Raw genomic sequence first — 15,205 nt, forward strand, 5'->3', positions numbered from 1 at the left:
ATGACAACGCCAACCAGTATGGAACGCCGCGCTTTTCTCCAGCGCTTGGCGACCGGCGGCCTTGTGCTTGCCGTGGGCGTGAACGGCGTGCGTCACCTCGAGGCGATGACTGCATTCTTCACACTTGATCCGCTGCAACCGTCGGTACATCTCAGCATCGGCGAGGATGGCCTCGTCACCGTGGTCTGCCACCGTTCTGAAATGGGCCAAGGGGTGCGCACCGCACTCTGCATGGTGATGGCTGACGAACTCGAAGCAGACTGGACCACCATTCGCATTGAACAGGCGATCGGCGACAAAAAGTACGGCGATCAGAACACCGACGGCTCCACCAGCATTCGCGCGGGCTCGTACGACCGCTTCCGGCTTGCCGGCGCTGCCGCGCGCGCGATGCTCGAACAGGCAGCCGCTACAGAGTGGGGCGTGCCGTTGGCCGAGGTCACCGCACGCAATGGTGCGGTGGTACACGACGGCAGCAAACGCTCGCTCCCCTTTGGCAAACTCGTGGCGCGCGCACGGACACTCCCGGTGCCCACCAAGCCCAAGCTCAAGGACGAATCGCAGTTCCGTTTCATCGGCAAAGAAGTCGCCGGGCTCGACCTACACGACATTCTCACTGGCAAGGCCATCTTCGGGCAGGACGCGAAGATGAAGGGAATGAAAATCGCCGTCGTGTTGCGTCCGCCGGTGTACGGCTCCAAGGTTGCCACGCTCGACGCATCGGCCGCACTGAAGGTGAAAGGGGTGGAGCGTGTGATCACGCTGGCCACCACGCCCGTGCCGTCCGGCTTTCAGCCGCTAGGCGGCGTGGCCGTTGTGGCCACGAGCACATGGGCCGCGCTGCAGGGACGGCGCGCGCTCAAAGTCACATGGACGGCGAGCCCCAACGACGGCTACGATTCCGACAAGTACCGCGCCGAACTGCAAAAATCCGCACGCGCGCCCGGACGCGTCATTCGTCGACAAGGAGATGCAGCGGCCGCACTCGCGAACTCCACACGCAAGGTGACCGCCGAGTATTACGCGCCGCATCTGGCGCAAGCGCCCATGGAGCCGCCGGCCGCCGTGGCGATGGTCACGGCTACTGGATGTGAATGCTGGGTCTGCACTCAGAATCCGCAAGAAGTGCGCGACTCGGTGGCAACCGCACTCAAACTTCCAAAAGAAAAAGTCATCTGTCACGTCACCATGCTCGGCGGCGGCTTCGGACGAAAATCCAAACCCGATTACGCGGTGGAAGCGGCACTGCTCTCCAAAGAAATGCACGCGCCGGTGAAAGTCATCTGGACGCGCGAAGACGACATCCAGAACGGCTATCCGCATACGGTGGCGTTCCAACATTTTGAAGGGGCGCTCGACGCGTCGGGCAAGGTCACGGCATTGCTGCACCGCGTGGCCTCGCCGTCGATCAACAGCACCTTCGCCCCTGGCGTCACCGACCTGAGTGACGGCGAGGCCACCGCCGGACTCCTCGATTCTCCGTACGCGATCCCCAACTATCAGGCCGAGTCGTGCAAAGCCATTCCGCATGTGCGCATTGGCTGGTTTCGCTCGGTCAATAACATTCCGCACGCTTTTGCGATTTCGTCCTTCCTCGACGAACTCGCCCACGCCGCCGGGCGCGATCCGCGTGACTTTCTGCTCGAACTACTCGGCCCCGACCGAATTGTGGATATGAAGCAGGTGGGTGCCGTGAATCCGGTGGACAACTACGGCGGCACCTGGGAAGAGCACCCGCTCGACATTGCGCGGTATCGCAAAGTGCTCGAACTAGCCACCGCCAAGGCCGGCTGGGGCAAGCAACTGCCCAAGGGCGAAGGGCTCGGCCTCGCCGTGCACCGCAGCTTCCTCTCGTACGTGGCCGTGGTGGTGCATGCGAAAGTCAGCGCCAAGGGTGAGATCGTGATCCCACGCGTGGACATCGCCATGGATTGCGGCTTCATGGTGCACCCCGAGCGCATTCGCTCGCAGGCCGAGGGCGCCGTGGTCATGGGGCTGAGCAACGCCATCACGAGTGAACTCTCGTACAAGAATGGGCGCGTGGCGCAGTCGAACTTCAACGATTACCGGGTGCTGCGCATGAGCGCCGCGCCGCGCGAAACGCATGTGCATCTGGCGCCGAGTGGCGGTGCGCCGGGCGGTGTCGGTGAGCCGGGGGTGCCGCCAGTCGCACCAGCGCTCGCCAATGCGATTTTCGCGGCGACCGGCAAACGTATTCGCTCGCTTCCGCTCGGCAAAGAACTGACCAAGAACAACGGGTGAACCCATGAAGGCGCTCCTCCTGATTCCGCTCGTCGCGTCCGTCGCGTCCGTCGCACTGGCGCAGCGACCAACGGTTACCACCGCAACGTACGCCAAGGCGGAGCAGCGATTCTCCAAGAATGCCGATGCGATGGTCCTCGGTGATCGCATCGCGCCTAACTGGATCGCGGGAAGCGATCGCTTTTGGTATCGCGTCACCACGTCACGTGGCGCCGCGTTTATGTATGTGGATCCCGCACGGAAGATTCGCCGTGTGGCCTTTGATCACGCACAGCTATCAGTCGCACTCGGTCGCGCGGCCGACACGACGCTGGTGGCCGACTCATTGCCTTTTCAAACATTGGAGTGGCAGGAAGAGGGCGCACTGACGCGCGTGCAGGTGATGCTGCGAGGAAAGAGTTGGCGCTGCAACATCAGCGCGGCGTACGAGTGCGCGAGTGTCACGCCCCCCAAGATTGATCCATCTGAACTGCGTTCGCCGGACGGCCGTTGGGCGCTGTCGTTGAAAGAGCATAATCTCTGGCTCCGCAATACCGCGACTGACGAAAGCAAAGCGCTCACCACCGACGGCACCGCACGCTATGGCTATGCGCGCGATCCCGAAGCCAACACCACTTTTATCACCATGCAACGGGCTGGCATGCCTGTGGTACCGGTCGCCAGTTGGTCATCCGATTCCAAGCGCATCGTCGCGCAGCGCATTGATCAGCGCCGAGTGCCACTGTCGTACCTGCTGCAGTCGTCGCCCGACAGCGGCGTCCGGGCAAAACTCTGGACGTTCGCCTTTCCCTTCCCTGGTGACTCCGTCGCGCAGGGCACCTGGCAGCTCTTCGACGCCGCGTCAGGACAGCGCATCAGCACCGATGCGCACCCAATGCCGACACCGTATGGTTCGTCGCTCACGTTTCAGGAAGCGTGGTGGAGCGATTCGGCCGGTACGCAGCTGTACTACATCGAGCATGAACGCGGCGGCAAAGCCTGGTGGCTCAAGGCGATAGACGTGGCTTCTGGCACCACGCGCACGGTGGCCGAAGAGCGCGGCCCCACGCTTGTGGAAGCAACGCTCGAACTTGGCACACGTCCTGAAATACACGTGACACACGATGGCCGCGAGATCATCTGGCCTTCGGAGCGAGATGGCTGGCAGCATCTGTACTTGCTCGACGCCGCGACCGGCCGCGTCAAATCGCAAATCACGTCGGGGCCGTGGGTCGTGCGGCGTATTGTTCGGGTGGATGACGCGACGCGACGCATCTGGTTCCTCGGCACCGGGCGCGAAGCCGGCCGAGATCCGTACCTCACCCATTTGTACGTCGTCGGTTTTGATGGGCGCGGGCTCACGCTCCTGTCGCCGGAAGATGCCCACCACGAAATCACGCTCGGGGCCAAAGGCGACTGGGTGATTGATCGGTACAGTCGCGCGGATGTCGCACCGGTCACGGTGGTGCGATCGCTCGACGGCAAGAGCGTGTTGCCACTCGAGCGCGCGGATGTGTCGCGCCTCCTGGCCACCGGCTGGCGCTGGCCCGAACGGTTTTCAACAAAAGCCGCGGACGGGGTGACCGATCTGTTCGGCCTCCTCTACAAGCCCGCCGATTTTGATTCGACCAAACGATACCCGGTGATTGAAGAGATTTACCCCGGGCCGCAAACAATCGAAGTCCCCAAGGCCTTCGTTGCCGGTGGGGATATCAACGCGTTGGTCGAACTCGGCATGATCGGCTTTCGGGTGGATGGCCGCGGGACGCCGTTCCGCTCGAAAGCCTTCCATAATTATTCGTACGGCCACCTCGAAAACGGCGGTGGACTTGAGGATCACGTTGCGGCGCTACGTGAGATTGCAAAAAGCCGAGCGTATGTAGACCTCGATCGCGTTGGGATCTATGGCCATTCCGGCGGCGGCTTCGCCTCCGCGCGCGCGATGTTTCTGTATCCCGACCTGTACAAGGTGGCGGTTTCGTCCGCCGGCAATCATGACCAGCGCGGCTACCTCTCGCTCTGGGGCGAGACCTACCAGGGGATGCCGCAGGGCGACAACTATGCGGCGCAGGCCAATCCGTCGATTGCCAAGAACCTCAAGGGCAAGTTGATGCTCGTGTATGGCGACATGGACGACAACGTGGCGCCCGCGCTCACCCTGCAGGTGATGAACGCGCTGACCAAGGCCAATAAATCTTTTGATATGATGGTGGTGCCCAATGGATCGCACGGCATGGTGTACAACATGTATTTCCGCCGGCGGCGCTGGGATTACTTCGTGGAGCACTTGATCGGCGCCACGCCCCCGCGCGACTACCTCATTACCACCGCGCCTGAGCTTCCGCCGGCGATCGTGGGGACGGGAACGCTGCCGTAATACGGATTGAAGTGGCGCGCTCTAGTATTGCTCGCGCGGGGTTGAGGGTCCGACTCGACGGCGAACATAGGCGGCGAAGCAGAAAAAGTGGCCTGTCCCAATAAAGGGACGCTGCATTTGACGTTTTAACTGAAGTTGGAAGAAGGCGGCTCCTGACAAGGGGGTCGCCTTATTCTTCTCCGGCGGAAGCTATGGTAAGATGTTGCCATGTAATGATTTACGATGACACTGGTCAGTGACCAATGTCATCATTTCTGCATTGCTTGGTATACCAGTCGACCACACCCTCAGCACCCATCACACCCAAAGAAATCGCGAGCGAACATTCGAACTGGACTGCCGCAGGAATGCTTCTATATATAAGGTTGTGAAATAGCGTTGTGTTTGTGTTGTTACAGGACTCACGGTACACCAACCCGGTACCCCCTTTATGAAGAAACGAGTTCTCCTGCTGCTAATGGGAACATTCCTTTTTGCTGCGCAAGCGTTCGCGCAGCAAAAAGCCATTACCGGCAAAATCACCAACGAGCAGGGATTCCCGCTCGGTGGTGTCCAAGTGGTCATCAAAGGCACCACCACTGGTGCGGTGAGTAACACCGACGGTGGCTACTCGGTGCGTGCAACGGTCGGTCAGCTGTTGCAGTTCCGCCTGATCGGTATGCAGATGGTGGAGCGCACGATCGGCGCCGAGAGCGTGATCAACGTGCAGTTGATGCGCGCGACCGCGAAGCTCGACGCGATGGTCGTCACCGCGCTGGGCCAGACGGCACAGCAACGGTCGCTCGGCACCTCGCAGCAGCAGGTCGAAGGGGCGGCGATTGCGCAGACTCAGCGCGAAAACTTCATCAACGCCATTCAGGGCCGCGTGGCCGGCGTGGACGTCACGAGCAGCTCCGGCGTTCCGGGCGCGTCGTCGTCCATCACCATCCGTGGCATCAGCTCCATCAGCAGCAGCAACCAGCCGCTGATGATTGTTGACGGCCTCCCGCTCGACAACAAGACGACGAACACGAACTCCCTCGCGTCCGACGCGCCGGGTTCGCTGACCGCCTTCAACAACCGCGGCATCGACTTCACGAACCGCGCGGGCGACATCAATCCCGAAGACATCGAAACGATGGTCATCCTGAAGGGACCGGAAGCCTCGGCTCTTTACGGCATCGACGCGGCCAACGGCGCCATTGTCATCACGACGAAGCGCGGCAAGGCAGGCACCGGCGGGTTTGAGTACAGCAACAACTTCCGCGTCGAAAGCACGAACGCTCGGCCGGCCGTGCAACATCAGTACGGCCCGACGTCGATCAACGGCAGCACGCTCGGCTCGTTCCAGTACTTTGGCGCGCCGTACGCTGCGAACACGACGTTCTATGACAACATCGATGGCTTCTTCCGTACGGCGGTCAGCCAGCGCCACAACTTGGCGTTCAGTGGCGCGGCGCCGGACGATAAGGTCAACTATCGTGTTGGCGTGTCGATTGACAAGCAGCTCGGTGTGATCCCGAACGCGGACTATACGCGTTTCAATATCACGGGCGCGTCGGCGGCGCAGGTCAACCGCTGGCTCAAGACAGACTTGTCATTTGCGTTTGCGAACGTGAATAACAACCAGCCGTACAAAGGTGACGCTGGCCCGCTCCTAGGGCTGCTCCTCTGGCCCGCGACGGACCAGGCATCGAGCTACCTCACCCCAGCTGGTGGCCGCCGCCGCATCACGGCCCTCACGCAGACGGGTGAAATCGACAACCCGTACTTCAACGTCAACAAGAACAACAATAACTCGATCAACAACCGCATGTTGCTCAACTTGGGCTTCGTGCTAACGCCGCTCTCGTGGGCGGACTTGAAGACCAACATCGGGTATGACGGCTACACCAACGCGAGCACCATTATCCGCAACCCGGAAAGTGTGCTCGGCTTTACGTACAACGGTGTGCTCGACCTGAATACCGACGTCACGCGCAACATCAACATTCAGACGTTGTTCAACGTCCATCCGCGCGCATTGACGAAAGATCTTTCGATTAGCGGTTTTGTTGGCCAGTCCATGCAGGATGCCAAGTCCGAAATCGACGGCATCGAAGGGTTGAACTTCTTGGACCCGAACTTCGTGTCGATCAACAACACGAGCTCGCGCTCGAGCCGTACGACGATCAGCCAGCGCCGCCTCGTGAGCGCATTCGGCAGCGCGTCGCTCGATTTCCGGAAGTACCTGTACCTGAACGTCACGGGCCGTAATGACTGGACGTCGACGATTCCGCTGGCGCACAACTCGTTCTTCTATCCGTCGGTGTCGTCCAGCTTCATCTTCTCCGACGCCTTCCCGTCCGTTGCCAAGTACGTGACCGGCAAGGTGCGTGCGGGCTTCGCCGAGGTGGGCCGCGATGCCCGTCCGTACGCGTTCGCGCCGTCGCTCGAGTACAAGACGACATCGGGTGGCGGCTACGGCTCCACGTTCTACGGCCCGAACATCGATCTCAAGCCGGAGTTCGCGAAGTCATACGAGTTCGGAACGGAACTCAGCTTCTTCGACGACCGCCTTGGTCTCGATGTGACGTACTACAAGAAGCAGACGCAGGACCAGATCGTGAACGACATCCGCGGCTCGTACGGCACCGGGTTCATTCTGTTCAACCTGAACGGCGCCTCCACCGAGAACCACGGCATCGAGATCACGCTACGCGGTACGCCGATCATCAAGCGCGACTTCACGTGGGATGTGCAGGCCAACTTCACGATGGCTCGCGGCAAGGTCGTCTCGCTTCCGCACGCGCTTCCCGAATCGTATGTGTCGGACACCTGGCTCTACGGCAATGTGCGCAACGGCACGATGCCTGGGCTCTCGACGATGTCGCTCACGGGCTTCTTCTACCTCCGCGACACCTCGAGCACCAACGGGCACAAGGGCGAACTGCTCATTGACCCGACCTCGGGACTCCCGCTGCGGTCGAGCGTGTTCATCGCGGGCGGCTATGATCGCCAACCCGATTACACGATCGGTCTCTCGAACACCTTCAAGTACAAGCGCTTCACGCTCGACTTCCTGCTCGACATCCGGAAGGGCGGTGACATCTTCAACGCCACGGAGCATTATCTCACGGTTCGTGGTCTCGCCACGAGCACGACCGACCGTGAGAAGCCCCGCGTCATCCCGGGTGTTGTCCGCGACGGCAAGGAAAACACGGCCACCCCGACGATCAACAACATCGTTGTGGTTCCGGCGGTGCAGACGGGCTACTACACGAACATGAGCGAAGAGCTCTTCATCGAGAAGAACATCAACTGGCTGCGCCTCCGCGACATCACGTTGCGCTACAACATCCCGGATAACTGGATGCACACGCGGAACGCCAGCGTCTTCATCACGGGGACGGACCTGTTCCTTCTCACCAACTACACCGGACTCGACCCGATCGTGAACGGCAATACCGCCGCCGTCGGTGGATCGGGTGGCACGGGCATCGACTTCGGAAACTTCCCGATCCCGCGCGGTGTGAGCTTTGGCCTCAAGGTGGGCTTCTAACCATGAAACAGATCATGAAATCCAAAGCGCCCATGAAGGTCGTGCGCGTTGCGCTGCTCGCGGGGATGCTGGCCTTCACCCCGAGCTGCCGCCAGTTCCTCGATGTGAACACGAATCCCAATGCGCCCCAGACGGTCACCGCAAATCTGTATCTGCCCGCGATGATCCACTGGATGTTTACGGCGCCGCAGTATGACGGCCGCTTCATCGGCCGCCTGACGCAGGAGTGGATGCTCGCAAACGGCCAGACGGCCCTGAGCACCTGGGACCGCATGGGCTATGACCCGGGCAGCGACAACGGCGCCGAACAGTGGCGTGACGTGTACTGGTCGCTCGGGCAGAACCTCGTGGACATGATGTCGAAGGCCGAAGCAGAACAGCGCTGGGACTTGCTCGGCGTCGGCCAGATCATGAAGGCGTGGGGCTGGCAGGTGCTCACCGACATGCACGGCGAGATCATCGTGAAGCAGGCGATCGATCCGTCGCGCTTCTCGTTCGACTACGACACGCAAGAGTATGCGTACACGGAAGTTCAGCGGCTCCTCGGGCTAGCCATCACCAACCTCTCGAAGACCGACGGCGCCGTGGACGCGACGTATCTCGCGCGTACCGACAAGATCTACAACGGCGACCGCACGAAGTGGCTGAAGCTCGCGAACGCCATGATGGCGCTCAACCTCAACCACTACTCGAACAAGTCGTCCTACAAGCCGGCCGACATCATTGCCTACGTCGACAAGTCATTTGCCAGCAACGCCGACGAGCCGTTGATGTTCTATACCAACGTCGATCCGGCCTTCGCGGACCGAAATTTCCTCGGCGTCTCGCGCGGCAATTTCAACAGCTACCGTCAGACGCTGTTCGTGCTCGGCTTGATGAACGGCACCCAGTTTGGCGGCACGGTGGATCCGCGTATGAGCCGCATGCTGTCGCCGTCGCCTGACGGTCAGTACCGCGGCGTGGACGTGAACGTGATCGGGTTTGGCGCTATGACCACGGCGCAGCAGCCGATGAATTTCTTCGGCTACACCGGCTCGACCGGTGTCTCGGGCACGCCCAGTCGCTACATCTTCGACGACAAGACGAAGGTGCCGCTGATGACGTATGCACAGATGCAGTTCATCAAGGCCGAGGCGGCGTACCGTGGTGGCGACAAGGCCACCGCGCTCACCGCCTACAAGAACGCCATCTCGGCGCACCTCGACTTTGTGAACGCCCGCAACAGCGACAACGGCCAGACGCCGACGCAGATCACCGCGGCGGAAAAGGCTGCGTTCCTCGCCGACCCGAACATTGTGCCGGCAACCGCTGCGGGCTTGACGCTCACGCACATCATGAGCCAGAAGTACATCGCGCAGTGGGGTTGGGGACACAACGAAATCTTTATGGATATGCGCCGCTACCACTGGACCGACATCGATCCAGCCAGCGGGAAGCAGGTGTTCCCAGGCTTCACCCCGCCGACGAATCTGCATCCTGACAACGGTGGCAAGGTCGTGCAGCGCATCCGTCCGCGATACAACTCCGAATACGTGTGGAACGTCCCCTCGCTGTCCGCCATTGGCGGACTCGCGCTGGACTACCACACGAAGCCGATTTGGATCACTCAACCGTAACCCGGCCATGAACAAGCATACTTCCCTCGCAGTGCTGCTCTGTGCCGCGGTGTTGACGGCCTGCGGTACCAAGCAGTTTCAGGACATCACGTCGCCGCCCGCCCAGTCGAAGATTCGCTTCTTCAACTTCGGCGTGAACGCGCCCGGCGTGAACTTTTATGCCAACACGACGAAGATGACGGCTATCAGCTCGACATCGGGCGTCGAATCCACCACCGGCGTCGTGTACGGTGCCGGTGGCGTCTCGTCCACCGGCTACTACACGGCGATCGCGCCGGGATCGTACACGTTTTCCGGCAATATCGCCGCCGCGACCGACAAGGATCTTGCGATCTCCAAGGTCACGTCGTCGCTCACTGCAGGCAGCGCGTACTCGTTCTACATGAGCGGGTTCTACGACGCCACGGCGAAGAGCGTCGAGGGGTTTGTTGTCGCGGACAACTACCCGGCGACCATTGACTGGACGCAGTCGTATGTGCGGTTCGTGAATGCCGTGTCGAACGCCAATCCGATGGTCCTGTACGCCAAGAATCAGACGACCACCACGGAAAGTGCCGTGGGTGCCGCCACGGCGTACAAGGCTGCTGGCGCGTTCGTGGCCATTCCGTCCGGCGTCTATGACTTGACCGCGCGCTTTGCGGATCAGACGACGGCGTTCCCGGCCCGAATCGGTGTGTCGTTTGTCGCCGGCAAGGTCTACACGGTCTCCGCGCTTGGTGACATCACGGTGCAGTCGACGACGCTCACGAACAGAGCCCGCCTCGACAACACGGCCAACCGGTAGTTCGCTCGGTAGGTCGCTGGGTACCACTGGTACCACTGGTACCACAGTTCAAAAAAGCCCTCGGCAGTTGCCGAGGGCTTTTTTGTTGGCCGCGCCGCCTAACCGTCGCGACAAGAAGATCGTACTTTCCAGACGAGGACTCGGGTCATCTCATTCGAACAGGTCGGGGTCATCATGAAAGTGCTCAGGCATTTCCTCGCACTCTTGGTTGTGATCGGCAATCAACATCCGCTGATCGCGCAAAGCACACCCGTGGCACCATCGCGACCGCAGATCATCGCTGCGGCTCGCGAAATTCTCGAACAGGCGCACTACACCTCACTCGTCACCATCGGCCCCGACGGCCAGCCGCAAGCGCGCATCGTCGACCCCTTTGTGCCGGATTCAGCGTTTACTATCTGGATTGCCACCAATCCGCTGACGCGCAAAGTGCAGGACATTCAACGGGACGCGCGCGTCACCTTGCTGTACTTCAATGCCGCCGCGTTCGAATACGTCACCGTGTATGGCACAGCAGTGCTCGATACGACGGCGGCGCAGAAGGCGATGCACTGGAAAACCGAATGGGCGACACTGTACAAAAACCAGAATCGCGGGGACGATTACGCGCTGATTCGCATCCGTCCGTCGCGGCTCGAGGTGGTCAGCGTGCGACGCGGGATTAACAATGATCCCAAAACGTGGCGCCCGGTGACGATTGATCTCCCTCGGTAGTGCGCGACGCACGACGATGCTTTCGTGTGCGGAAAGTCCGCCGCGCGTATCCATTCGGACCACTCCTTGCCCCACCGTCATGTCTCGCCGCACTTCTATTCTGCCGTTGCTGATTGGCGCCACGCTCCTCGTGTTGGACGCGTGTGTGTCGATCGCCCCATCGGTCGGCACGGTGGCGGCCGATGTCGGCACCACCGCCACGCGCCGCGCGCTGTTACTCGATCCCGCGAATGCCGCGTGGCGTGCAGCCGCACCACCCGTGTCGCGGCTGCGTTTTGAAACCACTAAGGGCGTTTTCGTCCTTGAACTGGTGCGCAGTTGGGGCCCGATCGGTGCGGACCGGTTCTACAACCTCGCACGGCTCGGGTATTACGACGACACGCGGGTGCACCGCATGCGCACCGGCTACATCGCGCAGTGGGGATTGCACGGCGACTCAGCCGTCAACGCCGCCTGGAAGGGACGCTATCTGCATGATGACGCACCCCGCTCCAATAATCGCCGCGGCACCTTTGCTTTTTCGTACGAGGGGCCCGGCCATGATAACACCCGCAATACGCAGCTCTTTGTGAATCTGGCCGACAACGTCCGCAACGACGCCGAACCATTCACGGTGCTGGGCACGGTCGTCGAAGGGCTCGCCGTGCTGGACAGTCTGTACGGCGGATACGGCGAGAACTCGGGGAGCGGCGTCCGGCAGGGCAAACAGGGGCCGCTTGAGAGGGGCGGCAACGCCTTTATGGACCGCGAGTACCCGAAGCTCGACCGAATTTTGCGAGTGACGGTGACGGTTCCGCCGCCGCCCCGCCCTGGAGACTGACCGGTCCCACCGTCCGGTCTGCCTAGGCCCGTAAACCCACCATTCGAGCCCTGCCTCCATTAGCATTAACACAGTTCCCCGCTGGTCCCTTTTCGTCCATTTCGGAGTTTCTGTGATGCGGCGCGCGCTCCCCCTTCTGCTCCTCTCCTCAGTCGTTATCGGCTGCGTTTCTAAAACACCAGAGCCGGCTAAGGTGCCGCTCGATCAGGCACCCGTCGCGGCAGCCGCGGCTGGCGGTGATGATCTCTCGGGACCCGTCCTCGAGGTGCTCAATGCCTCGCCATACGTCTACCTGCGCATCAAGACTGCCAAAGGCGACGCCTGGGCTGCGGTTCCCGAAATGAAGATCGAAAAAGGCGCGACCGTGACGGTCTCGAACCCGATGCTGATGTCGAAGTTCGAATCCAAGTCACTCAAGCGCACCTTTGACGAGGTCTACTTCGGCACGATCGCTCCGGCTGGTGGAGCCCCCGCCGCTGCTGGCGCCCCTGCTCCCGCTGGCGCCCCTGCTCCCGCTGGTGCCGCTGGTGCCGCTGGTGAAAACCCGCACGCGACCGCTGGGCAGACCAGCGCCGCAGTCACGGCTGGCTCGGTTCCGAAGGCCTCCGGCGCAGACGCTCGGACGGTGAGCGAAACGTGGGCCCAAAAGGCGAGCCTCGCAGGAAAGTCCGTCACCATTCGCGGCATTGTGGTGAAGGTCAACATCGGCGTGATGGGAAAGAATTGGATTCACCTGCAGGACGGCAGCGGCGATGCCAAGCTTGGGACCAATGACATCACCGTGACCTCCGCCAGCGCGGCATCCAATGGCGAGACGATCACCGTGACCGGCACCGTGCGCACGAATAAAGATTTTGGCGCGGGCTACGTCTACGCGATCATCGTTGAGGATGCGAAGATCACGAAGAAGTAAACGCACTCGTCGCAACGCAAATGGGGTGGTGCCGCTCACGCGGCACCACCCCATTTTCCGTTCCCACCGTCAGTGGTGACTTAGCGCGGATTGACGATCGGCAATTCCACAAAGCTTGCCTGCCCCGGCGCATGATAGATGCGCTGCGTGGCCTTGCGATAGTCCTCGGGCTTGGCGTTGAAGATGTTCGGCACAAACGTCTGCGGATTGCGATCATAGAGCGGGAACCACGCCGACTGCACCTGTACCATGATGCGATGGCCGGGGAGGAACACGTGATTCGTGGTCGGCAGCGCAAAGCGATACACGAGCGGCGTGTTGGCGGTAATCGCCTTGGGTGTCTCAAAACTTTCGCGATAGCGCCCGCGGAAAATGTCCATGGCCACCGCGAACTGGAATCCGCCCATCGCGGGCTGCACGGGTACTTCGTCCGGATACACATCGATGAGTTTCACGACCCAATCCGCATCGGTACCGCTGGTGGACGCCACGAGATTGGCCATCGCTTGGCCGCTGATCTTCACCGGTGCGATCAGTACATCGGTCGTAAACGTGAGCACATCCGTGCGTCCTGACATTTCACGCTGATCATCGGCGAGCCAGTCGGCCCATCGATTCGCCGTGTCATAACCCGAGGAGCGCGTGGGGCGCGCACGGAACGGCACCGGCTTGGCGGGATCGGAAATGTATTCGTCAAATCCCGCTGCCGTCGGTGGGGCAAAATTCAACCTCGACCCAGCCTGCATATACAGTGGCGTGGGGCGCACCGGGCATCCACTCGCGCACCCTGACGGCCAGGATTGCAAACGGCGCCACGTATTGGTCCCACTCTCAAACGCGGTGACCGGTGCGACGTCGGCCGGCGGCGCATCGTCCTTGAGATAATGGTCGAGAAACGGACGCAACACCTCGCGCTGAAACGTTTGCGACGTATTGCTCTCCCAACGAATGGCGCCCAACGAACTGCCGTCGGCGATTTCGCCGCCGTGATGCCAGGGACCCATCACGAGAAAGACTTTGTCGTTGCTGGTGTCTTTGGGCTTGAGCGCCTTGTACACCGCAATCGCACCGTAGCTGTCTTCGGCGTCCCACAGGCTATGCACAATCATCACTGGAATCTTGAGCGGTTGCGCCGCGAGGATTCTATCCATCGCCTGGTCCTGCCAAAACGCATCGTACGAGGGGTGCGCGAGTACTTTGCGCCAGAACCCGATCTGCTCCATGCCGCGCTGCCGCGCCATGTCGCCGGCGGAACCAGCGCGCATGAAGGCGTCGTATTCGTCGTAGTTCGTGGTCCACCACCGTTCGGAGTTATCGCGCGTGCCCACCTGCTCATACATGTACGCGAGGTTGTACTGCCGGAACGCGCCATTATGGAACCAGTCGTCGCCCATCCACCCATCCACCATCGGATTCATTGGCACGCTCACCTTGAGCGCAGGGTGCGGATTCACGAGCGCCATCAGCGGCAGAAAGCCGTCGTACGAAATACCAAGAATGCCAACCTTGCCGTTGGACTCCGGAATATTCTTCACGAGCCAGTCGACGGTGTCGTAGGTATCGGTGGCGTGGTCGACGTTCGTGGGGTTCAGCGGCCCACGCAACGGGCGGTTCATCACGTAGTCGCCTTCGGAGCCGTACTTGCCGCGCACGTCTTGCACCACGCGGATGTAGCCGCCACCAATGATCACGTCGAGAGCGTTATCGTAGCCGTCGATGGCCGTACCGAGGTGGGCGCTCGGTGAATAGGTGGTGAGTGCGGTGGCGTTGTACGGGGTGCGCGTGAGCAGAATGGGAGTGTGCGCGGCGCCCTTCGGCACGAGAATCACGGTGTGCAACTTTACGCCGTCGCGCATCGGGATCATCACATCGCGCCGGACGTGGTCGAAGCCTGCGAAGGTTGGCGTGAGCTTGGCCGGTGTTTCGGCGGGAAGCGTCGGGACCTGCGCGTGGAGCCCAACCGTGCCCGACACTGCGAGCAGTAAGCCGAGCACCGTGGCGGGAATCCGGCGGGCGATCGTGGAGAACATGGGCGACTCCGGAGCGGTGGCGATCATCGACTGGCGGTGAATGGGACTCATTCACGCGCGGGCGTGGCGGAGCAGACGATACATGAACCTGCCAGACAAGCCGGTAACGCGCCAGCTATCGTCGATGAAGTTGGAAACTCCTCGAGAGCGTTCAGAGCCGTCGCGCGCCACCAGCAGCGCGTAGCCGGTA

At 61.4% G+C, this 15,205-nt stretch carries 9 protein-coding genes; 8 read left to right on the plus strand and 1 reads right to left on the minus strand.

What is annotated here, in order from left to right; translation table 11 throughout:
- The 8 genes from NTZ43_14330 to NTZ43_14365 all read left to right on the plus strand — a co-directional run bounded on the left by NTZ43_14330 (position 1) and on the right by NTZ43_14365 (position 12,985).
- Positions 1-2,262, plus strand: a complete 2,262-nt coding sequence (locus tag NTZ43_14330) for a molybdopterin-dependent oxidoreductase (protein MCX5768392.1) — start codon at positions 1-3, stop codon at positions 2,260-2,262.
- 4 nt (positions 2,263-2,266) lie between these two features.
- Positions 2,267-4,618 carry a DPP IV N-terminal domain-containing protein gene (locus tag NTZ43_14335; protein MCX5768393.1) on the plus strand — a complete coding sequence of 784 codons (2,352 nt, stop codon included), beginning with the start codon at positions 2,267-2,269 and terminating at the stop codon, positions 4,616-4,618.
- A 430-nt stretch (positions 4,619-5,048) separates the two neighbouring features.
- The gene (locus tag NTZ43_14340) at positions 5,049-8,138 is read left to right on the plus strand and encodes a SusC/RagA family TonB-linked outer membrane protein (protein MCX5768394.1); all 3,090 of its coding nucleotides are present in this window, start codon (positions 5,049-5,051) and stop codon (positions 8,136-8,138) included.
- 2 nt (positions 8,139-8,140) lie between these two features.
- Positions 8,141-9,754, plus strand: coding sequence for a RagB/SusD family nutrient uptake outer membrane protein (locus NTZ43_14345; GenBank protein MCX5768395.1), 1,614 nt, complete (start codon positions 8,141-8,143; stop codon positions 9,752-9,754).
- A 7-nt stretch (positions 9,755-9,761) separates the two neighbouring features.
- Complete coding sequence (locus NTZ43_14350; protein ID MCX5768396.1) at positions 9,762-10,538, plus strand: DUF4397 domain-containing protein; 777 nt, start codon at positions 9,762-9,764, stop codon at positions 10,536-10,538.
- Positions 10,539-10,712: 174 nt separating this feature from the next.
- Complete coding sequence (locus tag NTZ43_14355; protein ID MCX5768397.1) at positions 10,713-11,252, plus strand: pyridoxamine 5'-phosphate oxidase family protein; 540 nt, start codon at positions 10,713-10,715, stop codon at positions 11,250-11,252.
- 79 nt (positions 11,253-11,331) lie between these two features.
- Positions 11,332-12,072, plus strand: coding sequence for a peptidylprolyl isomerase (locus tag NTZ43_14360; GenBank protein ID MCX5768398.1), 741 nt, complete (start codon positions 11,332-11,334; stop codon positions 12,070-12,072).
- Between the two features lie 115 nt (positions 12,073-12,187).
- Complete coding sequence (locus tag NTZ43_14365) at positions 12,188-12,985, plus strand: nucleotide-binding protein (GenBank protein ID MCX5768399.1); 798 nt, start codon at positions 12,188-12,190, stop codon at positions 12,983-12,985.
- Between the two features lie 80 nt (positions 12,986-13,065).
- Here NTZ43_14365 and NTZ43_14370 read toward each other — a convergent pair whose 3' ends face one another.
- A complete protein-coding gene (locus tag NTZ43_14370; protein ID MCX5768400.1) occupies positions 13,066-14,841 on the minus strand; it encodes a CocE/NonD family hydrolase in 1,776 nt (591 codons plus the stop codon).
- Positions 14,842-15,205: the final 364 nt, after the last annotated feature.

This window comes from Gemmatimonadota bacterium (assembly GCA_026387915.1).
In the GTDB taxonomy this organism is placed as follows: Bacteria; Gemmatimonadota; Gemmatimonadetes; order Gemmatimonadales; family Gemmatimonadaceae; genus Fen-1231.